The 24,769-nt window shown below is 45.0% G+C and carries 20 protein-coding genes; 7 read left to right on the top strand and 13 right to left on the bottom strand.

Going from position 1 to position 24,769, the window contains the following annotated elements:
- Window positions 1–77: 77 nt before the first annotated feature.
- Together IQP38_RS17665 and IQP38_RS17660 are read left to right on the top strand one after the other, a co-directional pair.
- Entirely contained in the window at window positions 78–989 is a 912-nt protein-coding gene (locus tag IQP38_RS17665) for a LysR family transcriptional regulator (protein WP_193837814.1), read from the top strand.
- A gap of 37 nt (window positions 990–1,026) precedes the next feature.
- On the top strand, window positions 1,027–1,692 hold the full coding sequence (locus tag IQP38_RS17660; RefSeq protein WP_005374509.1) for a peptidase E: 666 nt from the start codon (window positions 1,027–1,029) through the stop codon (window positions 1,690–1,692).
- An 89-nt stretch (window positions 1,693–1,781) separates the two neighbouring features.
- Here IQP38_RS17660 and IQP38_RS17655 read toward each other — a convergent pair whose 3' ends face one another.
- From IQP38_RS17655 to murQ, 3 genes are all read right to left on the bottom strand, one after another.
- Window positions 1,782–2,837: a porin gene (locus IQP38_RS17655; RefSeq protein ID WP_193837813.1), complete on the bottom strand. Its 1,056-nt coding sequence runs from the start codon at window positions 2,835–2,837 to the stop codon at window positions 1,782–1,784.
- Between the two features lie 148 nt (window positions 2,838–2,985).
- Complete coding sequence (murP, locus tag IQP38_RS17650) at window positions 2,986–4,440, bottom strand: PTS N-acetylmuramic acid transporter subunit IIBC (protein ID WP_005374523.1); 1,455 nt, start codon at window positions 4,438–4,440, stop codon at window positions 2,986–2,988.
- Between the two features lie 28 nt (window positions 4,441–4,468).
- Entirely contained in the window at window positions 4,469–5,371 is a 903-nt protein-coding gene (gene murQ, locus IQP38_RS17645; protein ID WP_005374524.1) for an N-acetylmuramic acid 6-phosphate etherase, read from the bottom strand.
- Window positions 5,372–5,613: 242 nt separating this feature from the next.
- Here murQ and IQP38_RS17640 point away from each other — a divergent pair, with 242 nt between their 5' ends.
- On the top strand, window positions 5,614–6,465 hold the full coding sequence (locus IQP38_RS17640) for an SIS domain-containing protein (RefSeq protein WP_031778862.1): 852 nt from the start codon (window positions 5,614–5,616) through the stop codon (window positions 6,463–6,465).
- 19 nt (window positions 6,466–6,484) lie between these two features.
- On the opposite strand, the gene mpaA is transcribed toward IQP38_RS17640, so the two are convergent.
- Entirely contained in the window at window positions 6,485–7,195 is a 711-nt protein-coding gene (gene mpaA / locus IQP38_RS17635; protein ID WP_031778863.1) for a murein tripeptide amidase MpaA, read from the bottom strand.
- Window positions 7,196–7,336: 141 nt separating this feature from the next.
- On the opposite strand from mpaA, the gene IQP38_RS17630 reads away from it, so the two are divergent.
- The gene (locus tag IQP38_RS17630) at window positions 7,337–8,962 is read left to right on the top strand and encodes an ABC transporter substrate-binding protein (protein ID WP_005374527.1); all 1,626 of its coding nucleotides are present in this window, start codon (window positions 7,337–7,339) and stop codon (window positions 8,960–8,962) included.
- Window positions 8,963–9,025: 63 nt separating this feature from the next.
- On the opposite strand, the gene IQP38_RS17625 is transcribed toward IQP38_RS17630, so the two are convergent.
- A complete protein-coding gene (locus IQP38_RS17625) occupies window positions 9,026–9,610 on the bottom strand; it encodes a flavodoxin family protein (protein ID WP_017821885.1) in 585 nt (194 codons plus the stop codon).
- A gap of 246 nt (window positions 9,611–9,856) precedes the next feature.
- Here IQP38_RS17625 and IQP38_RS17620 point away from each other — a divergent pair, with 246 nt between their 5' ends.
- Window positions 9,857–10,180, top strand: coding sequence for a hypothetical protein (locus tag IQP38_RS17620; RefSeq protein ID WP_021707580.1), 324 nt, complete (start codon window positions 9,857–9,859; stop codon window positions 10,178–10,180).
- 300 nt (window positions 10,181–10,480) lie between these two features.
- Here the strand turns inward: IQP38_RS17620 and IQP38_RS17615 are convergent, their stop codons facing one another.
- From IQP38_RS17615 to IQP38_RS17585, 7 genes are all read right to left on the bottom strand, one after another.
- Window positions 10,481–11,074 (bottom strand): mechanosensitive ion channel family protein, encoded by a 594-nt coding sequence (locus IQP38_RS17615; protein ID WP_017820061.1) that lies wholly within the window; start codon window positions 11,072–11,074, stop codon window positions 10,481–10,483.
- Between the two features lie 493 nt (window positions 11,075–11,567).
- Window positions 11,568–13,682: a type I secretion system permease/ATPase gene (locus IQP38_RS17610; RefSeq protein ID WP_005374556.1), complete on the bottom strand. Its 2,115-nt coding sequence runs from the start codon at window positions 13,680–13,682 to the stop codon at window positions 11,568–11,570.
- 15 nt (window positions 13,683–13,697) lie between these two features.
- Window positions 13,698–15,611 carry an EAL domain-containing protein gene (locus IQP38_RS17605; RefSeq protein ID WP_005383568.1) on the bottom strand — a complete coding sequence of 638 codons (1,914 nt, stop codon included), beginning with the start codon at window positions 15,609–15,611 and terminating at the stop codon, window positions 13,698–13,700.
- A 5-nt stretch (window positions 15,612–15,616) separates the two neighbouring features.
- Entirely contained in the window at window positions 15,617–16,300 is a 684-nt protein-coding gene (locus IQP38_RS17600) for a transglutaminase-like cysteine peptidase (protein WP_005374561.1), read from the bottom strand.
- Between the two features lie 114 nt (window positions 16,301–16,414).
- Window positions 16,415–17,806, bottom strand: coding sequence for an HlyD family type I secretion periplasmic adaptor subunit (locus tag IQP38_RS17595; RefSeq protein ID WP_005374562.1), 1,392 nt, complete (start codon window positions 17,804–17,806; stop codon window positions 16,415–16,417).
- Between the two features lie 173 nt (window positions 17,807–17,979).
- Window positions 17,980–19,203 carry a sigma-54-dependent transcriptional regulator gene (locus tag IQP38_RS17590; RefSeq protein WP_193837812.1) on the bottom strand — a complete coding sequence of 408 codons (1,224 nt, stop codon included), beginning with the start codon at window positions 19,201–19,203 and terminating at the stop codon, window positions 17,980–17,982.
- The gene (locus IQP38_RS17585) at window positions 19,196–21,070 is read right to left on the bottom strand and encodes a sensor histidine kinase (RefSeq protein ID WP_017634535.1); all 1,875 of its coding nucleotides are present in this window, start codon (window positions 21,068–21,070) and stop codon (window positions 19,196–19,198) included. Before IQP38_RS17585 ends, IQP38_RS17590 begins: the two co-directional genes overlap by 8 nt.
- 115 nt (window positions 21,071–21,185) lie before the next feature.
- Here IQP38_RS17585 and pdxH point away from each other — a divergent pair, with 115 nt between their 5' ends.
- Window positions 21,186–21,821 (top strand): pyridoxamine 5'-phosphate oxidase, encoded by a 636-nt coding sequence (pdxH, locus tag IQP38_RS17580; protein WP_005374570.1) that lies wholly within the window; start codon window positions 21,186–21,188, stop codon window positions 21,819–21,821.
- A 73-nt stretch (window positions 21,822–21,894) separates the two neighbouring features.
- Here pdxH and IQP38_RS17575 read toward each other — a convergent pair whose 3' ends face one another.
- A complete protein-coding gene (locus tag IQP38_RS17575) occupies window positions 21,895–22,614 on the bottom strand; it encodes a PAS domain-containing protein (RefSeq protein ID WP_017820063.1) in 720 nt (239 codons plus the stop codon).
- 972 nt (window positions 22,615–23,586) lie between these two features.
- Between IQP38_RS17575 and IQP38_RS17570 the strand changes: the two genes are divergently transcribed.
- Window positions 23,587–24,399: an AraC family transcriptional regulator gene (locus IQP38_RS17570; RefSeq protein ID WP_005374573.1), complete on the top strand. Its 813-nt coding sequence runs from the start codon at window positions 23,587–23,589 to the stop codon at window positions 24,397–24,399.
- The last annotated feature ends 370 nt before the right edge of the window (window positions 24,400–24,769 follow it).

Raw genomic sequence — 24,769 nt, 5'->3', positions numbered from 1 at the left:
TCAAATTTAGGTTGTACAGAGTTTAGAGGCTTTCTATTATTTCCAGTAGTTTGATTTTAGAGATTCAGAATTACTGTATGGAAATAAAATGGCTCAGCTACGTACCACTTTACGTCGCTTTGTGTGAGGAACGAAGTATTGCTGGTGCAGCAAAGCGACTGAATTGTTCGAATGCGCATGTAAGTCGGCAACTTAAACAGCTTGAAGACATATTGTCGGTGCAGCTTATTCAGCGAACTACGCGCCAGTTTAATTTGACCTACGATGGTTTGCGGTTTTATCAGCAGGTAAAGCAACTGCTCGAAGGCGCTGAGCAGATCAATGAGCAAGTCATGGCAAACGAGATCGTATCGGGAAAATTGAGAATAGCGGCGTCCGCTTCTTTCGGAGCTGCGTTACTCAGCCAAACATTGATCGAGTTTCGATTGCAACATCCACAAGTGAGCGTCGAAGTGATCTTCACAGAGACACCTCTCGACTTGATTGAGGCTGGGTTTGATATCGCATTCTACTTTACCGATACTCCTCCAGAGGGATACGTCGGCCATCAGCTACGCACTTTACACTGTAAACCGATCGCTCATCGCTCGTATTTAGCTGATAAACCAAATGTAAGTACGCCAGAGGAGCTTGGCGACTTGGAGCACATCCTTTATAAAAGTCGTGACTTGGTGTTAGATAAATGGACGTTTACGCATAAACAAACTCAGCAGCATTGCAGTATTGGGTTAGAAAGTACGCTGAGTTTTAATCTTGTCCAGTCCATGTTGGATGCTACTTTGGCTGGCTGTGGTGTAGCCATGTTAGATGAATTTGCACTGGCTAAACTCGAACCTGCACAAAAAGAACAACTCGTGAGTTTGCTGCCAGAATGGCAAACGGATGCGATTTTGCCGCTTTATCTGCTTTACCCAAAACGTGAGCACTTACCAAGAAGAACGCGAGCGTTCATTGATCACTTTAGGAACATATATTCTGTCGGCGAATAGCGACAACAAACTTAGCAACTATTGAGGAAGCAAAGGAATGCGAAAACACTGTATTGCGATTGGTGGTGGTGGCTGGATGATGGGAGAGAATCCGAGTCCGCTCGATCAATACATTTTGTCTTTGTCTGGTAAGGAGAATCCAAACATTTGTTTTCTACCGACAGCCACGGGAGACGCCGATGAAGTGATTGAACGTTTTTACGATGCGAAGCTTAGTGAGAACGCAACCCATTTTCCGCTGTTTAAGTTTGATGCTGGTTGGAAAGAAACGCTATTTGAACAAGACATCATTTACGTCGGTGGCGGTAATACGCGTTCGATGTTGGCCATTTGGCGCGAATGGGGAATCGATAGAATACTCAAGCAGTGCTATGAGCAAGGCATCATCATTTGTGGCATGAGCGCTGGTGCAATTTGTTGGTTTGAGTTTGCGGTGACAGACAGTGATCCCGAAGCATACCAAGTTATACGTTGTCTCGGATTAATTGACGGTTTGGCTGCGGCGCATTTTTCTCATGTAGGTGAGAAGTTCGAGGTTTTCCAAGCCTTTGCTCGTTCTCAACCGAGCATCACTTGTTATGGCATTCACGATTATGCGGCATTGCACTTTGTCGATGGAAAATTGTTAGCTACTGTCACCAGTTTTCCTGATGCAGGCGTGTTGGTCAAAACAGGTAACGAAGAAAACATATTACGAGGGTGAGCTTCTTCAAATCAGCAGTAAAGGCAATAACTACTGACCGGACACAGAAGAAGCTCATGGATTCAGCTAACTTACATTAAGTATCGTGCTTACAGCTCGTAACGCAGACCTAAGTGGTAGTAGCTTTCGTCTGCGTGCGCACCGCCAAACGAGACTTCTTGTCCATTGCTGTAGCCACGCGAACCGTTACGATCAACGTAGTTTGTGTAGATAGAAGAACGAGGCGTCAGTTTGTATTGCACTTCTAGCGTTGTATCTTTCAGCTCTAGCTCGTCACCCTCACTGTTTTCTAAAGAACGATAACCAGCACGCAGTGCCCATTTGTCATTTACACTGTAAACCGCCGTCAGTTCCATCACTTTGTCGGTACTGGTTTGCGAGTAATAGCCCTCTAGTTCATCTTCCGAGTACAACGCACCCAACATCAAATCTCCTAGGTAGTAACGTGTACCTGCGCCCCAGAATGTGTAATCGGTGTCGTTGCTTTCACGTGCATCACCTTTATTTTTCTGCATCGCCACCACTGGTGCCAAGGTACCCCAATTCTCCATGTCTAGCGTATAACGCAGTGCAGCGTTGTAACCGTAGTCAAGCTCAGAAGTGTTGTTTCCTAAAATGTACGCGACAGAAAAATCGAAATTACCTAGGCTGTTTTGGTATTGCAACGTGCCATCTTGACGGAAAACTTGCGTCGCGGTTTTGTCGACTTTATTCGCTTGGCGCGCCATAGAAACATCGGAAGAAGCGAACACATCACCAATGTCGGTAAACATAATTAATCCAGATGCCACGCGACCACCAGTAATGCGACCATAATCTTTCGCATCAATACCCGCCCACACATAACGTGCGGTCAGAGACGGTTTGTCGTTTACTTGGTTTGCGTATTCAGCGGCACCCACTTGGTATTGCGCTTGGCCGATGATCGACGCGTACTCGTTGATGGTTTGTGAACCGTTTAAACCAATACGGCCATCAAATTCGCCATTTGCATCGCCATGCTCATCATTTTTACTGGTGACATTGAAACCAAGACGAGAGTAAATATTTAAAACTGACCCATCTTCCGCTTGATACAGCTGCGCTGCCATTGCGTTTGATGCCATCAATGTAGGGAGAAGTAGAGTCAAAATGTACTTTTTCATGATTAACGACCTTTCATTTCTATTGTTTTAGGTACGACAAAGCCCCTTCCGAGTAACGGAATAAGAAAAATTGTCGTGAAGTAGAGAGAGGGTGCGCCCTTGTTTGCCAAGGGCGCGAGCTAGTCCATTCCTATAGGGGAAGAATGATTTAGCTTAAATCGACGTCTTTGCAGCCAAAGAAGTAAGTCGCGAGGAAGCCGACGATGTAAGAGATAAGCAGGCCAGCAACAAACACCATCATGCCCGGGAAGATGCCATTTTCTGATGTCATGAGAGGAATTGCCACGATACCGGACGGGCCAAACACCGTATTAAGACCAACTGGTAAGCCAAGGTAAGAAACTAAACCGATAAAGAAGCCGCCCGCAGCACCACCAATACAAGCTGTAACGAATGGTTTTACGCGTGGTAATGTCACGCCGTAAATCAATGGTTCGCCAATGCCTAGAAGACCCGGAATAATAGCGCCTTTAACTTGAGTGCGCAGTAGAGCGTCTTTTTTGGCTTTGAAATACAGCGCCATTGACGCGCCAACCTGACCGCCACCAGCCATCGCCAGGATAGGGAATAGCGAGTTAAAGCCCTGTGTTTCCATCAATGCGAAGTACACGGGAACAAAACCCTGGTGGATGCCAAATACCACAGAAATTAAGAACAAACCTGCCAAGATTGCAGCGCCTAATGGGTTATCGTTCAAGTTGAGGAACAACCAAGACATCCCTTTAAACAGCTCGCCGCCGATTGGCATGATGATCAAGAAGGTTACCGCGCCCATGATCAACAGAGTGATAACGGACGTTAAGATCATGTCCAGATCATCTGGCATGTATTGACGAACCTTACGCTCGACTTGCGCACCGATGATCGCCGCCAAAAGTACGCCGATAATGTTGCCGCGCGGATCAATCGCAAAGCCGAAAAACTCGTTCATGCCAGAGTAAATGCCGGATGTCGCCTCTGGGTTGTAACCCAGCACAAACAAAGAGGCGAGAATGGCACCATTAACACCAGAGCCGCCAAACGCTTGCTGCGCGTTGTAACCAATCAGAATACTTAAGAAAGCAAACAGACCCTTACCAAAGACTTTCATGTAGGCAATCAAATCCAACATAAACTGGCTTGGTGTCTGGTCGAGAACAAACATCTGTTCCAATAACGTCGCAAAACCTAGCAACAAACCAGCGGCAATAAAGCCAGGGATCAACGGCGTAAAGATGGTGGCAAACTTGCTTAAAAAACGCTGAACTGCACTGGTTTGTTTGCTCTTCATCTGTTTTTTCTGCTCGGCCGCGACGGCAGAAAGATCTTGTTGCGGCATATCTGGTTCTTCACTGTCACCAGAGGTTAAGCTGTCGATCAGTTGATTCATCATCTCAGCCGCTTGTTGAGCTTTTCCAGGACCGAGAATGATCTGAAACTGCTCATCGCTTTCCACCACACCCATTACGCCGGGAATTTGCTTGATAACTGATTGATCAGCCAAGCCATTGTTGGCGAGCGATAAACGCAAACGCGTCATACAGTTACCACATTTGCTTACGTTGCTACTGCCACCCACTGCGGACAGCAACTGCGATACTGTGTTTGAAGTTATTTTTGCCATAGGGTCTATCCTTCAGAACTCGGATTATTTAATTATTATTTAGTGCTGCGCGAATAAAGCCGTTGTGCGCGGCGAGGCGTGATTTGGCTTGTTCGGCATCCAAATCGGCCAAAATCATTAAGATGGCGGTTTTGCAGTGGCGACCACAGGCATTTAATGCTCGCTCTGCTTCTTCTTTTGATGCGTCGGTTGCTTCCACAACAATGTTGGTTTGGCGTAGGATGAGCTTGGCGTTAGTGGCTTCTACATCCACCATTAAGTTGCCAAATACCTTACCGCTACGAATCATTGCGCCTGTCGTGAGCATGTTTAGCACCAGTTTTTGTGCGGTGCCGGCTTTCATGCGAGAAGATCCAGTGACAACCTCTGCGCCAACTATCGGCAGAATCGCGATGTCGGCCGCTTCTGCCATGGTACATTCTGGATTACAAGCGATAGATGCGGTCGTGGCTCCGATGGATTTAGCGTACTCCAAACCACCTAGCACATAAGGTGTACGGCCACTTGCTGCAATGCCTACAACCACGTCATTCTTGGAGAGGTGAAGTGCTTTTAAGTCGTCTTGGCCCATTTTCGCGTTGTCTTCTGCGTTTTCTACCGCTTTTAAAATCGCTTGATGTCCACCAGCAATTAAGCCAATCACCATATCTGGGTGCGTGCCGTAGGTAGGAGGACACTCGCTCGCATCAAGAATGCCTAAGCGACCTGACGTACCAGCTCCCATGTAAATTAAACGGCCACCATTTGCAAAAGCTTGGGTAATTGCGTCAACTGTCTCTGCAATTTGTGGTAGCACCGCTTTTACCGCGAGCGGGACTTTTTGATCCTCTTCATTAATGACTTGCAGCATCTCGATGGTCGAAAGCGTATCGATCTCGGCACTGGCTGGGTTACGGCTTTCTGTCACCAATCTGCTTAAATCAATTTTCATGTTTTGCACTCTTCGTAATGTTCAATCTGAGGGCGATTTTATGGAATAAAATATTCAGGTTTGGTGATAAAAATCACACTTGAGGTTATTCTTTATGCAGGAGAAATTTGGAATAATGAGAGAAAATATACGTCTATTACATCCGGGATTAACTGTCTTGGTTAGAATAATCAGGGGGTTAAATCAAACGCCTATTATTTCTGTTTTGGAATAATTTATTTAAAATTTTTGAGGTTTTTGTTGTGTCAGTTATCAATAGGATAGTCGCGAGGCGTACTCAGCTTTCGCAAAGCGGTCGTTTGGTTGGCGATTGGATTGTTGAAAACGCAGAAAAGGCGGCGCTGCTCACCAGCCAAGAACTTGCGGCGCAAGTAAAAGTGAGTCAATCGAGCATTGTGAAATTTACTCAGCGTATTGGCTTTAAAGGTTACAGCGAGTTTAAGTTAGCTCTGAATGAAGAGATTGGCCGTAAGCATGCGATGGGGTCGACACCGTTGCACAGTGATATTTTGGCAGATGATCCCATCGCGGTTATTTCACAGAAACTGGTGAAAGCAAAAACAGATGCTATGTTTCAAACCACCAATACGCTGTCTTACGAAGCGTGTCACCAAGCGGTGAAATGGTTGAGTGAAGCGCGTCGAGTGCAAGTGGTCGGGATTGGGGGCTCTGCACTGACCGCGAAGGATTTAAGCTTTAAACTGCTTAAACTTGGTATTACGGCGCTTTCTGAACAAGACAGCCACGTGCAGATTGCTGTTGCCCGCACGCTCTCTCCAGAAGATGTTCAGATCGCAATCTCGTTTTCGGGTGAGCGCAAAGAAATTCTCGTCGCGGCAGAAGCGGCAAAAGAGCAGGGCGCGAAGGTGATTGCGTTATCTGCGCCTGGAAGAAGTCGCTTGCGCGGTATTGCCGATATTACGTTTGATACGATTGCCAATGAAACGGAACATCGCAGCTCATCCATTGCTTCGCGTACCGCGCAAAACGTGATCACCGATTTGCTGTTTATCATCTTGGTTCAGCAAAGAGACGACAGTGCCCGTCAGTTGATCAGCGATATCAGTACCGACATCAAACAGATCCTCACATGATCGCTTGTTTAACAGCGGACTAGAGATCCGGATCGTGCCTCAGCAAAGCAATAAAAGCAGAGAGATGTTTTTCAATGGTGAGATCGGCAGAAATCGCGGGCAATTCCAACGTGATGCAAGGTAAATCACGTTCACTACACCAAGTGCCGAATGAGCCGGGTGTTTCGTAGTCGACATCGTCAACGATTGGCAGTTGGAACTGCTCGTGGAGCCATTTGGCAAGGTCGGAATGTTTGGGATCATCCACAAACGCAAGCGGTTCATGAAACGACACCACAAACTTTGGCCTGCGCAGTTCAATCAAGTTAATTAATGCGCCAACTTCTGGCTCTAGCTGGTTTTTAGAGCCTGTTTTCACCTTTACGTCTCGAATGGGTGTGTGAGAGCTCCATCGATACACGGTGCCATGCTCAGTCCAATTTTGGGTTGGAAACGCGCGATTGAGATCCACTTGGTTTGCATTTGCGCGTGTGCCTAGCTGGTTGCCGTCCGGATTCATTGACAGAATCACATCATGTCGTAAGTTTTCTGCAGGCAAGCTTCTTAGCGCGCAGGACAAACCTGCAATCGAGGCCGTCTCGTCCCCGTGAGTGCCTGCCAAAATCAAACCTCGCGAAGCACTTTCGACTTGAGCCGGAAAATACAATAATGGCGCACCAAGCACGGATTGACCGTATGATGTTGGCCGAATTAAAAATGCCGCTCTTTCCGTTCTTGGAATTAGACTCACCGTAATCTCCTGATTGATGAAGTAGTATCAATATCTAAGCTAATTACACCTAGCTAAACTGAACCGTTTAAACTCGTCAACGGTTGAAATGTTAATTGTGGCACTTGCTTCACAAGACGCGTTAGGAGAACGAAAAACGATATGGATTTTAAAAAACATTCAACGGCGTTGCTGATTTCCTCTTTATTCACCCCTTTTCTTGCTACATCAGTTGCTGCGGAGACCTTACCTAAAGGCATTCAACTTGCCGCAGAACAGCATTTAGTACGTGCGAATGACGCAGAGGCGGCGACGCTTGACCCAGCGAAAGCCGAAGGTCTGCCAGAAATGCATGTGATTCGTGACTTATTTGAAGGGCTTGTGATTCAAGATCGTGACGGAAACATTATTCCCGGTGTGGCAGAATCATGGGAAACCAACGACAACCAAACCTTTACTTTTCACTTGCGCAAAGACGCGAAATGGTCGAATGGCGAGCCTGTGACGGCGGATGATTTTGTCTATTCACTGCGCCGAGCGGTGGACCCGAAGACCGCTTCTCCAAATGTTTGGTATCTCAAACTCACCAAGATCAAAAACATCGCCGATGTAGCAGAGGGCAAAAAGCCTTTGGACGATCTCGGTATCAAGGCAGTGGATAAATACACCCTACGTTTTGAGTTGGACAGTCAAGTGCCGTACTTTGTTGCTATGACTGGGCACACGTCCATGATGCCAGTGCATCAAGCGACAGTGGAAAACCGCGACAAGCCGTGGAGCGATCCAGACCAATTTGTTAGCAACGGTGCATTCACATTGGATAAGTGGGTCGTGAATGAACGCATTGAACTGGTTAAGAGTCCAAGTTACTGGGACAGCGCAGATACGCATCTAAACAGAGTGACTTACATTCCGTTTGAAAACCAAAACGCGTCTATCAATCGCTTTGCGGCAGGAGAGCTGGATATCACGTCAGATGTGCCGACTCATATGGCGCAGAAGCTTAAACAAGATTACAAGCAGGCTTACACGGTGGTGCCATTATTGTGTACGTATTACTACGCGTTCAATACCACTCGTCCGCCATTTGATGATGTGCGAGTGCGTCAAGCGGTGTCGTACTCCATCATGCGCGATGTGATTACGAATGGTGTCACGCAAGTGGGCAACCTTCCTGCTTATACTTTTGCGCATCAGTACACCGCAGGGTTTGATGCGACGCCGCCTGAATACAGTAAGTGGAGTCAGCAACAACGTGACGAGAAAGCGCGTCAGTTGTTAAAAGAAGCGGGTTACAGCCAAGACAAGCCGCTCGATTTTAAATTGCTGTACAACACCAGTGAGGCAAACAAATCGATCGCGGTTGCGATAGCGTCGATGCTACAAAAAAATCTCGGTGCAAACGTGGAGTTAGAAAACCAAGAGTGGAAGTCGTACTTAGTGGCGCGTAAACAAGGCAATTTCGATGTGATGCGCGCTTCCTGGTGTGGTGATTACAATGAAGCGTCTACTTTCCTGAGCTTACTTCGCTCAGGTTCCTCGGGTAACTTTGCACGTTACAGCAGTGAAGCGTACGACAACGCGATGAACAGTGCATTGACTGCAACCAATGAGAAAGCACGCCAAGGTTTCTATGATCAAGCCGAGCAATTGTTGGCGGCGGATATGCCAATCGCACCGATTTACTACTACATGCAAGCGCGTTTGGTTCGTCCTACGGTTGGCGGTTTTGCCAAGAACAACGTAGAAGGTCGTATCTACTCGAAAGACCTCTACATCAAGAAGTAGCGCTCAAAACAAGCGATAAATATGAAGCCCCGAAGATGTATCTTACGGGGCTTCTTTTTATTGTTAGCGAGTGGAGAGCTTGTTCACGAGCATAGCGACTCGTTTGCCAAGATACTCCGCTGTTGCAACATCAGAAGCATGCAACTGACCACCTTCACCACCTTGTGCAACAATACCACCTTGTACACCATAACGATTCAGGTTTTGCTCCCCAGAATTGCTGATCTTATCCAACCCGACCCACATCATGCCGTGTTGGTTAGCGAGCGTTTGTAGATATTGTAATGTGCAAGATTGGTCGCCATTCATTGCCCCACCACTGGTAAAGCCAGCCGCGATTTTGCTCGCCCATTTTTGGTAATACCAAGATTCACTGCTTGCATCTGCAAATGCTTTAAACTGCGCTGCTACACCGCCCATATAGGTCGGTGAGCCAAAGATAATCGCATCACACTCAGCAAGTTCATCCATTAGTTTAGGGTTCACAAAACGTCCCTCAATAATCTCACTGCCTTCAATTCGGTGAGAGAGGATTTCACATTCATCTTGCTGCTTAATGCCTTGTTGTTCAACGCCTGCGGCAATCGCGCGAGCAAGCTGACCAGTAACGTCGGTTTTAGAGAAATAAATAATCGCAATTTTGGACACAATGGTTCCTTTTTTCATTGTTGATTTTTAATCGTGCGACTAAGGCTAAAACCTCAATCTAAGTTGAGGTCAAGAAGAGATTTGAGATAGATAAAGTACGAATTGGCATCTAAAGAGCTTTCTTATAGGGTAAGTCGACGGCATAACTACAGTGAATGCAACGACGATGAATGTCGTGTATAAAAGCGTTAAAGGAAGATCTTAAAGATGTAGAAAACTCTCTTGGGAACAATGATAAAGGTACCGATGCTAGTGATGATTAATAGGCGGAAAAATAGATTAAAATATGTAAACTCAGACCTGATCCAAGGCGGGAAAAGTACATTTCATCGTTTCTTAAGGCGAGGGATTATTATCATTATGGTAGGAGGCCTTTCTACAGCCTCTTCCACGGTATTTGCACACTTTATAGCGGGTGTGTTTGATGTGGATATGAATGTTCATCCAGAGAGCTTAGAAGAAAAAGTGCATGCACTACTTTTTGTTTCGGTCAGTCTTGTTTTTTACCTCTTTTATGCCCTTATCTCGCTAAATATTAGTGGGTGGCTCATAATGAAGCTAAAAATATAAGCTTAACTAAAACCATGTCCTTGTATTTTAAGGAAGATGGAACTAGTGACGATTTTTTCTTTGCTTGCACCATCTCTATTTTTTGTATTTATTTAAGGTTCGTAAATAAGAAGCTTCCTTTGGTTAAAGTGGCGCTTTTGGTTTCGGCGATGTGTCATGTTTTTATCATGAAAGAATACAGTGGTGACCTTCAGCTTATACGTTTTGTCTCTTCACTGTTTTTCGCCATTAACTTTGGGTTATTTGTGACCACCAAGTGATACTAAAAAGCCGATGTAGATACATCGGCTTTTTAGTGGGTTATTTCTTTCTGCGAGTATAAATCCGAGATTTTGCTTTACTTGGCTCTGGCTTGTTTTTTGCCAGCTTTAGCACTGCTTTTTGCAAAATCTGGTTGTTTGGGTAAGTGATCAAGTTACCGTTGTCGTGCTTAATTAACACGTGAAACATGCTGATTTCTTGAATCTCACCGCAGATGTCTTCATCTTTGTCTACGACTTTAATTCGGTCACCCACTCGATATGGGAAGACAAAAAAGATCAAAAAGCTGGCAGTGATGTTGCTCAGAATTGACCACTGCGCAATAAATGCCACACCTAATACGGCAAAAATGGACGATAGGAACAAAGACACATCGCCATAGCCAATACCTGTGATAATGGCAAAAATAGAGGCGGTCAAAAATAGCAGCGCGACATTGAAACAGCGCTGAATAAAACTCAAACGAGCCTTTTTTACACCTTTCGTTGTTGCCAAATTTAGGATGGCTCTATTTACAATCCTCTTCAGGATGCGATACGCGATCAGGACAAAAATGCCCATCAGTAGTTTGTAACCGAGGGAGCCCGTAGTGAAATACTGGCTCACTTGCTCTAATTGGATCCAATCATTCATTTCTTCATCTCGACGATATCTAGAAAGCGGCTTTTATAGCTGATTTTTTGCTGTAAGTAATCACAATTTTTCTTTACACCATTTGTCTCTGTGTTGAGGTACCACAGAGTACTGTATAAGTTAATCAAAGACTTAGTGAGCATTACGAACTTTTTGGCTTCATTACTTATATTCAATCAAAGCTGACGTGATTTTGAAGAGAGCAATCTTTGAGCTGTATCCCATATCCGACATTCTATGACGCTAGTTCCTTATAAACGAGCTGAATATGACTTTTGTCCTGATAACCTAAGGTGTATTAATTGAAATAGCTTTTAGGGCGTTGAAAAATGGAAGAAGATGAAAAGGCGATTATGATTTTATTCGTGATTGTTGGCCTTGTACTCGTTTGGGTCGCGCTTGAAGAACTTAATTATCTCGGGCTCACAATAAAATAAGCCCCGTTAAACACAAGTTAAACGGGGCCCTTGTCTTTTATCAATGTGAATTCAGGCTAGCTAACCGCACGCACTTTGCCTTGTTTCAAATCGTTCAGCACTTGCGCTTTAGGGCCATCTGCGATGATGCTGCCTTTCTCCATCACAATTACGCGATCAACGATGTCGAGCATAGACGTTTTATGCGTAATCAGAATCAGCGTTTCACTAGGTTTCAACTGTGCTAATTGATGTTTAATGTGCATCTCTGAGCGATTATCCATCGCACTGGTTGGTTCATCCATGAGTAGAACAGGAGGACGACCCAAAAATGCACGAGCGATCGTGACTGCTTGACGTTGACCACCCGAAAGCATTGCACCACCTTCACCAACTTGGCGTTCTAAGCCCGCTGGGTCAGATTGCGTAAACGCAGTAACACCGGCACGATTCGCTGCGTCTAGTACGTCACGGTCATCGGTTAATGGGCGACCTAGCGTAATGTTGTCGCGGATAGAACCAAAGAACAGATTCGAATCTTGCGGCACACAACCAATATTACGGCGAATGTCGACATGATGCAGCTGTGCGATGTCGGTATCATCAATGCGAACATGACCTTCCGTCGGCTGATACAAGCCCATGATGAGACGTTCTAACGTGGTTTTACCCGAACCGATACGGCCTATGATCGCTACTTTTTCGCCTGGGTTAATGGTCAAGCTCAAATCTCGAATCGACGCCACCGGTGAATCTGGGTAGTGGAAGGTCACGCGTTCAAGTTCAATTTTGCCTTGTACTATTGGACGGTGAATGTAACGTTTACCTTCTTCTTGTTCATCCGGCATTTCCATGACTTGATTGATAATTGTCATAGAAGACTTCGCTTGGTTGTAGCGCGTAGAGAGTAAGGATAACTGAACCAAAGGACCTATCGCGCGGCCGCTAAGCATGGTTGCGGCAATCAAACCACCCATGGTTAAGTCGCCCTCTGCAATCAAGTAAACGCCTAGGATGATCATCCCTACGTTACTACTTTGCTGCACAAAACCTGCTGCGTTTTGAATGCTATCCGTAATTCGGCGGCTTTTTATATTCCAGTTCGCCATGTGCGCAACTGCCTCTTCCCAGCGGTATTGGAATTGGCTTTGCGCACTGAGCATTTTTACGGTTTCTAACCCAGCCAAGCTCTCTATCAAATTGGCATATTTTTGCGATGCTAGGCGTGAACCCTCCTCAATGGAGCGGCGCAGCGGCCCTTGTATCAGTAGCGAGTGAATAATCAAAATGACCACGCCCACCATCGGTACATACACAAGATCGCCAGCCATTAGCCATATAATCACTAAGAACAAAATGGCAAAAGGCAAATCAATGAGAGCACTGACGGTCGCTGAAGTAAAAAACTCTCGAATAGATTCGAATTCTTGTAAATGGCGAGCGAAGGCACCGACCGAAGGCGGCTTCGATTCCATTCTAATCCCCATCACTTTGCTGAACAGTTTGGATGAAATCAGAATGTCAGACTTCTTGCCCGCCACATCAATGAAGTAATTTCTCAGCGACTTGAGAATGAAGTCGAACAGGAACACGACAAAGATGCCGCTTGCTAGTACCCATAGGGTTTCAAACGCAAGATTCGGAACCACTTTGTCGTACACCAAGCGAGTGAATAGCGGAGCGGCAACCGCAAAGAGGTTGATGAGAAGTGATGCGATTAAAACATCACGGTAGATGCGTTTTGACTGCCACAAGGTTGACCAGAACCAGTGGCCTTCGTTGGTTTTGAGCACTTCGGGAGAGCGCTCATCGAAACGGAATTGCTTTTTAACTAAAAAGTACCGACCAGTGTATTGCTCAAGTAGGTCTTCTAATGGAATAGAGATCGGCACCATTCCACTTTCTAGGGTGGTGACTTCGGCCTCGCGTTTCTCCATATTGATGCTGTTGAGAACGCAAGAGTCACCGCCTTTAAGAACTAAGATTGCTGGCAGAATTAGGCTAGAGATGCTCTCCAGCTCTGCGCGGTTTTCCTTGGCAACCAATCCGGCCCTTTCCGCTGCTCTTGGTAGCAAAAATGGGGTCAGTTTACCGTCAGATAGCGGTAGTCCGTTGACTAGCGCTTCTGGCGAGTTAGCTAACCCATAGTAACGGCTAACGTAGATGAGCGAATTCAGTAAAGGGTCTTTCATCGTTGATAAACCTTTTTATTCCTTGTCGACGATGAATCCTTGGAATACCTCAACAAAATGTTCAGTGAGGAAGTCCAACTGGATTTGAGTTTCGATACGCGATGCGATAGTCGTAATACCAAGGTTGTGGGCAGTACGAGAGATCGACGTTAGCGTGAATTTCTGTTTTTCGTCGTGCAAGTTGTGTGTGAATAGGTAATCGAGCTTCACATAGTTCGGGCGGAACTCTTGGATGTATTCCAAAGATTGGAAGTTACGTCCGTAGTTATCTACGCCGAACTCAGCACCTGATTGGCGAATGGCATTACATAACAGTGCTGTGTGGTGAGGCTGATCGATAAAGCATTCCTCTGGAATTTCAAAGTGTAGCTTAGAGGCCACTTTGGCGTGTTTTTCCAGCATGCTAGTTGTCCAGCGAATAAACGATGGTTGAGACAAGCTGCTTTGCGCGATGTTAATCGCGACTGGGTCATTAAGTTCACCACTTTCTAGCATCTTAATCATTGATTCAATGACATACTGGTCAAAGATGTTGGTGGCGTCTAACTGTTCTAGTGCGAATAGGTATTGATTCGCACGATACGTTTCACCATCTTTTTCGATGCTTGAAAATACTTCGTTGTGGAATACTTTACCCCATGTGTTTTTCGCAGCTTGGAAACGGAATTTAACCCAATCACTATGAATGGCTTCTTCAACCAACGCTTTCCATTGCTGTTTACCCATCAAACTAGAAGGTGTATCACTGCCAATGAAGCCGTATGGCTTGTCTGGTTGCGCTTTGGCTTTCGATAGTGCGTTGTCCACCATCGAGAGGATTTCAGAGCGCGTTTTCTGATCTTTGCTGTGTGCAACCCCTAGTGACGCTTTAGGTTTTGCTAAGCCTGTTGGGTCAGTATTTAGGCCGTTCACACAATTGACGATGCTGTCCGATAAAATGCGTAACTCGCTCTCATCCATATGAGGGAAAAGCAAGCCGAACTCATCACTAGATAAGCGAGCAATAGTGGCACCCGGAACATCAATGGTGTTTTTCAAACGTTGAGACAGTTCTTTAACGTGGGCATCTGCGCGTTGGTAATCTTTGGTCTCGTAAATGTCCCCAATGTATTCAGCATGGAGTAGCGCGATACCCCCTTGCGTTTGCTCTGCAAGCCATTGGTCAATTTGGTTGATGTAGAATGAGCGGTTACCCAATTTAGATATAGGATCGAGGTAAGCTTGAGCACGCAGACGTTGAGCCTCTTTGGCTTGCTCTTTGAATGATAGCTCGATTTGAGCAGACATCATGTTAATGCCATCTACCACCGCGATAAGATCTTTGGTTCTTGGACGAGCAAGCGGTTCACCAAATTGGTTATTCGCGATTTCATGCATTTTATTTACGATGGCCGTTAATGGTTTTAGCGAGCGACGTAGGATGTATGAAATTGCCACTAAACCAGCTAGAAAAATAACACTGAATACAGACAGCAAGCCAATAAAACCTTGCCAGAGCTGCTCGTAAGCTGCGCCTGGGTGGCTAATGATTTCTACTTCGGCGAGCTGCATCCAACCACTGGTCACAACACGCTTATCGTGAATCGCTTTAAATAGATTCATGTCGATAAACCATTGTGGCACCGTACTTGGTTTAACTGGGTAAGTACGCACGATCTGGTAGTCAGAATCTAATGCTGTAAGACGAACAACGGAGTAGGTGCTGCCGTCAAATAGAGCATTAATCACGGACTCAACCGCGACTTTATCTTTGTCCTTTAGGTAAGGAGCCAGTGCCAAACCTACGGTGTTAATAGTGTTGTTGACCTCTGAACGTTGCTGTTGCTCCAAGCTGTCTCGAGTCGTGTTGAATTGGATTACGAATACTGATGCCAACAAGAGTATAAAGACCGTAACCATCCCCACCACAAGCTTCTTATATAGGGTCATGTTTCTCACTCGTCATAGTTAATTTTAGGTTTATTTAACTGCAACTTACGTTCGCGCGAGCGTAAGTCATTCCAAAGGCTCAACCGTGATGCTTTCCCTGCCAGCTCTCCAGTGCTAGCAGATGACTTCATCAACCACAGGTTTGTACCATTAAAACTGTATATCGGTAGCAAGTCGCTACGCTTAGAGGCTCGGACAATGTCAGGATTGATATTATCGAGAATGAGCGGCTCAGAACTTGGGGTAGGGTAGTAAGCTAATACCATGTGAAACTGATTCAGTTCGATGGCTTTTACGTATATTAACCGCATCTTTGAATCTGGTATTCCTAGCTCGAGTAAAGAGAAGTACTTAGCAATAGTGAAATCTTCACAGTCTCCTGCGTTACTCCCTAAAAATTCGAGTGGCGTAGCCCAATAATCTGTCTTTCCCCACAGTTTTATGTCGTCAACGAAATACAGCTGATTAAAAAAGTCGTTAACGCCAGCGAGCTGTTCATGAGTCTCTAATTGTTTAAATAAGTCGAGGTTCTTTCGCCATGTATTTACGCGCAATCCCGCACGTTCGCCGTACACCGCTGTGACCGTATTGACCCATCGTTGTTCTTTACTGTTCAGCGCACCAAGTTGGAACGACAAACAACTTAAGCTGATTAATAATGTAACTTTACGCTGCAAATTGGATCGCATATTCGACTCGTATCACAAGTATACTCTTCTAGAGAGTTCGTCAGTGAGAAATAAGTGCTTTTTATTTAATCACTTATCGCTCAATACTCCCTATCGCGAGTATCTTAATGTGGTTTACTCCTTCAAGGCGTTCGTTTTGGCACTTAAAATCGGTTTAAGTAGATATTCCAAAACGGTTCGCTTCCCTGTGATGATATCGACCGATGCTGTCATTCCTGGAATGATTGGTAAATCTGCATCTTGACCAAAGTTTGTTTTTTCGGTGCGTACACGAACAATGTAGAAGCTGTTGCCTTCTTCATCTTGAGTGGTATCCGCGCTGATATGTTCCAACTCACCCTCTAAACCGCCGTACTTTGTGAAGTCGTAAGCTGTAAATTTCACGATAGCATGAAGATCTGGGCGTAAAAATGCGATGTCTTTTGGCGCAATTTTCGCTTCTACCAATAGTGTGTCTTCTGTTGGTACGATCTCGACGATATCCATACCAGGTTGGATAACACCACCGACAGTATTGATGTTCAGTGTTTTGATTTTGCCTGTTACTGGCGAATTCACAACCGTTCGGTTTACTCTATCTTCCAAGCCCACCGCTGATTCAACCAAGGCAGATAACTGGTCTTGGGCGCTGTTGAGTTTCTCTTGCTGTTCAGAGCGGAATTTGAGTGCAACATCAATACGGTTGAGCATGGATTCTCGAATCGCTGATTGCAATACGGGAATCTTGAGCTCACTGGACGTCATTTCACGACGGGTATCGTTGACTTGGCGCTGTAATTTGAGCAGTTCAATACGAGGAACAACGCCCTCGTCTGCCAAAGGTTTGGTGATATCGAGTTCTTTTTTCGCGTATTGGTAGCTTTGACGTAAGTTCCTTACTCGTGCTTGGATCTCTACCAAGTCCTGCTGCTTTTGCTGCACTTGTTGGTCAATAACAGAAAGTTGGTTGCGTAAATTATCTAGATCTTCGCGATATTCTGCTTTTTGACGCTGTGTGAGTTGAGGTCGAGTCTCTTCCAAGGTTGGTGGGAAGGTCAGTTTACCGTAATCAAGTAGTACACTTTGACGCCAGTTTTCCGTTTCAAAATCACGATTAACGGCAACACTGTTAATAGAAGCGGATAGTTGCAGCACAGATGCGGTAAGGTTGGCAACTTGTTGCTCACGTTCACGAAAATCTGAGCGAAAGCGGGTGTCATCGATAAGCAGTAACTGTTGGCCTTTTTCAACCAACTGACCTTCTTTGACCAAGATTTCTTTGACTAAGCCACCTTCTAAGTTTTGGACTACTTGTATCTGTGAGGAGGGAATCACTTTGCCTTGACCAACCGTGACTTTGTCGATTTCAGCCCAAGATGCCCAACCTATTGCTGCAATGAAAAATAGCACCATAACCCAGAGCATAAAACGCGCGCTGTTGGGGGTATTGAGGAGCAATGCTGCAGTTTTGTCATCAACAAAATCCAACTCTTCATCGTTGAGTTTGTTGTAGTTATCTCGGCTCATCACAGTCCCTGCTTATATAATTACGGATTATCTTTTTGATCTTATTATTATTAACCGATCATGTCAGCATGCTCGGCTAATAAAATATGAGAAGAGGGTTATTCTCTCTTCAAATGAGCTTTCTTACACTTTCTAAATCAAACAAAAGCATAATTAGCGCCGGAGTATAGCTATTACGCCTTGAACTTGGCTTTATCCAACTGATGTTTTTTTAGTTTGTCGTACAAGGTTTTGCGTGATACCTGTAATTCTAGTTGAACCTCTTTGAGTCTGCCGCGATGTCTTTGCAATGCATCGAATAACAAGCAATATTCAAAGTATTCTGTGCGCTGAGTCATACTCTGAATTTCAAGACTTTTCTCACTGTTCCAATCTTCCATTCTAAAAGTATCTGGCTTGAGGGCACGAAGTTCAGCAAATTGGCGTAGCTGCTTAACGTTTTCTGGCCATTCGAGACTGGAGAGGTGTTTGACCTCTTCTAGGCTGATATGTGGCGGCTGTAACTGATATCGACTCGCTGTGTGGCGCACAAAGTGCTTGTATAAAGGCCCTATATCTTCCTTTCTTTCATCGAGCGTTGGTAAGTGAATTAGAGTCGCCAGGGGTTTTAGAGGTGGCTCGGCTTGGGTGGTCGCGCCAAAAACACGTTCAAGTTTTGGGTGCTTGAACAAGTATTCCCATTGTTCAAACGACACATGCTCTGCGCTATGTAAGTACAAACTGCAGTGGCGTTTTCCTTCACTTAAGCGGTGTATGGCTTTGTCGAGCGCTTCTAATGAAAGCTCATAGAGGTCTTCACCAGAAGCGGCGATTAGCTCACTATCCGGTGTTGCATGTATGTCGTGGGCAAATTGTGCAGCGAGTCGCCGACCCGTACCATCTTGACCTACAAAAATGAGCGGCTGGCTTGTGGGCGCACTGATCAAGGCGCGACGAATGCTCACCATGGCCTTACTGTGACCAATCATTTTCGGACCAACATGAGTTTGCATGTCGAGCTCTTTCTTAAGCCAGATGTTTTCTTGCAACAAGTTCAGTTTATCGCTGGCATTGTTGAGCGATTTCATGAGCTGTTCCGTTGAAAACGGTTTTTCTAGAAAGTCGTACGCGCCGCTTTTCATCGCATCTACCGCGGTTTTCACATCTCCATGTCCAGTAAGTACGATGAATTGAAAGTGATCGTTTTTGCTTCGCAAAGTTCGCATAAACTCCAAGCCATCCATCACGGGCATATGGATATCGGTGATGATAATCGCAGGTGTATTTGAGTCGATTACGCGTAAGGCTTCTACTGCGTTGGGTAAGCAGGTGACGTCTATCCCTTCAATCAGCAGGGCTTGAGACACGGCATCACGAATGTGTGGTTCGTCATCAACAAAGAAAACTGGGTTATTCATGGTCGTTTTCCACTTCTGGGGTACGTTTATTCTGATTGACTATTGGTAGCGTCACGATAAAGGTCATCCCTCCTGCTTGTTGTTCTGTGTTCTGATGTTTATAGGCACAGAGGGAACCGTGATAGCTCTCTATAATCCGCTTGGAGATTGTTAAACCTAATCCAAGACCCTCCGGCTTAGTCGTAAAAAATGGGTCGAACACTTTTGCTAGGGCTTCGTCTGACATCCCTGGTCCGTTATCGGAAACAAGAATGTCGCAACTGTCATCATGACACTGAACAGCAATGGATATTTGCGGATCGATACAGTGGTTTTCCATCGCTTGTGCGGCGTTGTGGAAGAGGTTTATCAGCACTTGTTCTAATTCAACGCTGTGAATGGCCAGCTTCACATCATAGTCGATGGCCGGAACTTTTAGTGTTACTCCTTGCTTAATAAGCTTGTTGCTCAAAATGCTGGTGGCAGTATGTACCGCGTCGTGCAGTACTGAGATTTCATTGTGTGAATCGTGCGTGGCTTTCCGAGTAAAGACTTTTAAGCGGGCAATGACTTCCGAAATGGTGTCATTAAGTGTCAGCATTTTGCCCAAATTGTCAGCGACCATTGGGTATTTTTCCATTGCCAACAAACGCTGCGAGTTTTCGGTATAGGTTCTTAGTGCGGAAAGTGGCTGATTTATCTCATGATTAATACTGGCTGATAGCTCGCCCAACAATGCCAATTTCGCGGCTTGCGTCAGTTCTTGTTGTGTTTGTTTAAGCTCTTGTTGGCTTTGCTCATATTGGCGGATGGTCTGTTGTAGTTTTTGGTTGGCTTCACTCAGAACTAGTGTCCGTTGCACTACTTTTTCTTCTAGGCTCACATTGAGATGGGCAAGGCGTGCTTTGTTAACTAGGGTTTGGAACCACGCTAACGCAATTAGAGCAATGAGCGCATATAAGATCAGGAAGACGATATCGGCCTGTAAAACGGCGGCAAGAACGCTGTTGTGGTTAATTAAGGCAACGACGCGAAACCCTTTATCCAATAAGTGTGTTGCGTATGCGAGGTAATTCGGTGATAGAAGCAATTGATTGTCATCAAACTCCGTGACACCACTGTGTGCCGTTAACTCACCAAAATATTCGGGTAAGGTATCGCCATATTGACGCGTTTCGGTAAGTTCATTTATTGCACTCGATGACAGTGGGAAAAGTGCACGATAGCGCCAGTCTGGTAAATTGCTCATAAACACGACATTGTGTTTATCTGTAATGAGTACGTCAGTCGTGGTTTGCGAAAGGCGCTGTTCTAATTGCTCCAAGTTCACTTTTACTGTGATCACGCCAACGACTTCCTCATTTACCCACAGCGGAGATGAGAAGAAGTACCCACGTTTATTCGAGCGCACGCCTAATCCAACATATTGAGCGGGCTCACCGCGTCGCGCATTTTTAAAATAGGGGCGATAGCTAAAGCTAGAGCCAACAAACGTATCTTCTTGCTGAAAGTTACTTGAGGCTATGACTAACCCGGTGCGGTCATGAACGTAAATCGTATCGGCCAAACTTTGCTTCAACCAATCTGATAACAGTAGGTTGAGCTCTTGAGAGGGCGTTCCGCGCTCTACTGCTTTGAGTAGTCTTGGGTCGTGACTTAATAGGTTTGGTATCTGTTCAAACTTTGCCAGTTCGTAGTCCACTTCTTGTGACACTTGCGCGGCTTGTCTCTCTAGCTTTTGTTGCCATTGATCATGTTGGTATTGAGTTGCGTAATGATGAGTAAGCGCAAGCCCTGAAATGCCGACGGCACACAGTAGCAGTAAAAAATGACGTAGGGCTTTGGGGTTGAGTAAGTTCACGATCGGCTCACTGGTTTTTTGTGTCATGGTATCAAATGACGCACAGTGATGCTGTGAGCGGCAACGATAACAAGCACAATGATGTCCTTGTATTTCCTCAGTATCGGGAGCACAATCGACAAAAACGAGTGAAGGAGTAAAGATGGAACTTGCTGATATTCGTCGTGAGTACACCAAAGGTGGGCTGCGTCGTAAAGATTTGAAAGCTGATCCTATTGATCAATTTAATCTGTGGCTAGAGCAAGCAGTTGAAGCGGGTTTAACGGACCCGACTGCGATGACAGTTGCAACGGTTGATGAAAATGGCATGCCGTTTCAACGCATTGTTCTATTGAAAAACGTCGACAAAGATGGTTTTGTGTTTTACACCAACCTAGGCAGTCGCAAGGCCCAGCAGCTAGAGCATAACAGCAATATTAGTTTGCACTTCCCTTGGCACCCGTTAGAGCGCCAAGTTCATATTACTGGTGTGGCTGAAAAGCTTACCGCCGTAGAGAATATGAAATACTTTACTTCTCGTCCTAAAGAGAGCCAGTTGGCCGCAATCGCGAGCAAACAAAGTAGCCGTATTTCTGCCAGAGGTGTGTTGGAAGGTAAGTTTTTAGAGCTAAAACAGAAGTTTGCTAAGGGTGAAATACCAGTACCAACCTTTTGGGGTGGCTTTCGCGTAAAACCAAAGAGCATCGAATTTTGGCAAGGTGGCGAACATCGCCTTCACGATCGTTTTCTTTTCTCCCAGCATGATGGAAGTTGGGACATTGATCGTTTAGCGCCATAGGCTTATGGTCCCTCATGAATAAACAAACACCGCCGAATTGGGGCGGTGTTTTTGTAGGTGGAAGCGATGCGAATTATCGCTCTCCATTCAACACAACCGATAATTGATGCTTAAGCAGCGTTTTGGGTACAACAGAGCCGTAGCCTGCTTCCATTGCTTTATCTATTAGTTCGTTCTTGCTGTTCGCTGCAAACTTATTACGTAAGCGTGCGACGTGACCTTCAACGGTTTTTGTTGATATGCCCATGACCTGAGAGATAAATTGAGGCTTTTTGCCATAGAGCAAGAGGAAAAGCGTTTCTTGCTCGCGGCATGTGAGCTTCTCTGGTTTTGGTTGTAAGTCAGAAAAACGAAAGATGGATTGTTGATTTGGGTTGGTACTGATTGCACGACAAACCCAATACCCGACTTCAATCACGGCGGTGTCGGTGAGTTCCCTTCCGTAGAAAATGGTGCCTACGATGTCGCCTTTGTCATCTCGCCACGGTGTTTTAGTAAATATATGTGCTCGCCAGCGGCCATCTGGATAAGGGTGGATATCCAGAATTTTTAGTGACTCGCCAGTTTCGAGAACGTGTTTATCTTGGCGTTGAAATTCTTGCGCGCATTCAGTGGTTGGGCTGGCCATATCAAAATCAGTTTTACCCAAGCACTCCTCGGGCGATGTGTGCCCTAACAGTTCTGCGTATTCCTGGTTTACGTATAGGAATACCGAATCTTTATCTTTGCATCCCCAACAACCTGGTAGCTGTTTAAGGAGGGATTGTTCTATGGTATCGACTGAAATATTCACAAAAGGACTCACTACATACTGCTTTTACCAATACAGAGACGTCCGTGTTACATGGCTCGTATTGATGTTGCCAAGTAGGCAGTTACGTTGCTAGAACACGTTCGTTGATTGGCGCTCAATCCAATTAAATTCATGGTGTTCGATGTTTTCGTCAGGTAGTCATAGACAACGACGAAATGGAACGAAGAGTTTAATTGGGAAAATGGTCTGTTTCATTACAGATATGTGCGCTCACGGATGTCCGCCTAATGTTCGGCTTACAACTCGTATCGTCCTTGATCATGCTTCCTACAACTCAGTTGTAATGTGTTTGACTTTCATATCACTTGTGAGCGAAAGAGCAGCACCTAAGCATATGAGAGGGACAGTGAGACAAAAGCTATGATATCAGCTTATGCCATTGTTTTCATTGTTGAGAAGCGAAAAAAAAGCCAGCCTGAAGACGGGCTGGCAACACAAGATATAATCTTGTCGACGTGTAGAAGAGGTTCTAAATTACCTAGCGAGGGTCTGCTAAGTAAGTTAGAGGTATCAATGAGATACCGAGAGCTTTAGATCGTATGCATCTTAAAGCTCGATAACTAATGTATTGAATCAGAGGCATATTAGTAAGGGGGGAAATCCCTCTATGTTGAGTTTAAGAGTGGGTTTCGATCCGTTTCAGAGACGACTTATCTAATATGGAGCACGGTGTTTTACAAAATAACAGATTGTTCGGTAACAAGGATCTTTACATTGATTGATTATATATACGTAAGGTGTTGCCTATCTATCCGTTTTTGTTAATAAAATTGGTTGCTCACTGACCGTAAATTAACCTCGCATGATCATCGTTCCGGAACTATGATCATGTAAATGAACTTGATCATGCTGATTTGATCTTGTCGATTGAGTTGGGTAAAAGTTGCAACCCAACAAAGAAGGTATATGATGCGAAGATGTAAGCTGACCGTGTAAAGACGACTGTTTAAAATGAGTGACTCAGATAACCAAAAAATCCTTTCATATCAAGAGATTATGCTGCCGAAGCCGGCGGAGCTGATCACACTTCCGTCTTATATGGATTGCCACGATCATTCTTATACGCAGATCGTGATTGGTTTAAAAGGGCAAGCCGAATTTGAAGTGCGCGGGCGAGGTAATCTTGTCGGCCCTGGTCAAGGTTGTGTGGTCACCGCATGCTCTGATCATGCTTTCGGTGGCGTCATCAATCAATCGGATATTTTGGTGCTGAATATGCCCAAACCGACAAATGATGATCCTGACATGCTTCAAAAAATCAATAACCTGGAGAGAGACCATGTCTACTTCCAGTTAGATAGTCAAATTCAGAAGCTGATACAGATGTTGGTTCAGGAAATGCGAAACCATCCGGATGACCTGCTGTTAAGTCGTGCGTGTAACGACACTGTGATTGCGTTAATGCAGCGCCATATCTCGGCATTTGAGACCAGTCGAAAAGAGTCGCGCTTTGATTTGGAGGCGATTGATCGTTACATTGAGCAGCACCTGAGTCATAAGATTAGTGTGGCTCAATTGGCCGGGCGAGTGTTTCTTGGGGAAAGTCAGTTCCATTGCTTGTTTAAAGAGCAGATGGGGATTACACCTCATCAATATGTTCTCGGAAAGCGAATCGACATGGCTCGCGAATTAATCGAGCAAGGTCACCTTTCTTTAGGGCAAATTGCCGAGTTTACTGGCTTCTCAAGCCAGAGTACTTTTACTCATACTTTTACTCGCTTACAGGGAATATCACCTTCCCGTTATAAAAAACAAGTTGGATAACAACGCGTTTTTTTAGGTCAAATAATCATCAATTAGAATAAAGCCATGCACTATGCATGGTTTTTTTTATGTTTTATTCACGTGACCTATCTCTCGTTTTTTTAAATTCTCTGTTCTTTGCAGTGGTTGATATGCCACTTGATCCTACATTTTCTCTTAGAACGAGCTCTTCACAAAAATCTTATTGATATTCTTGATATTTTGTTGTGAATGCAATGAAAAAATTAAAATTTACAACACAAAATATTACCTATTTGAATGTGACTATGTGGATGTTTTGTTATAAAAGCGAGTTTTTGGCAAAAATGTCGTAGTTTTTGACAAGTATTCTTATCGGCCTCAAAATACACTGCCAGCCATTGATAATCCT

The sequence above is a fragment of the Vibrio sp. OPT41 genome (assembly GCF_015163595.1).
In the GTDB taxonomy this organism is placed as follows: Bacteria; Pseudomonadota; Gammaproteobacteria; order Enterobacterales; family Vibrionaceae; genus Vibrio; species Vibrio alginolyticus.
This window is presented reverse-complemented; position numbering and strand designations above follow the sequence as displayed.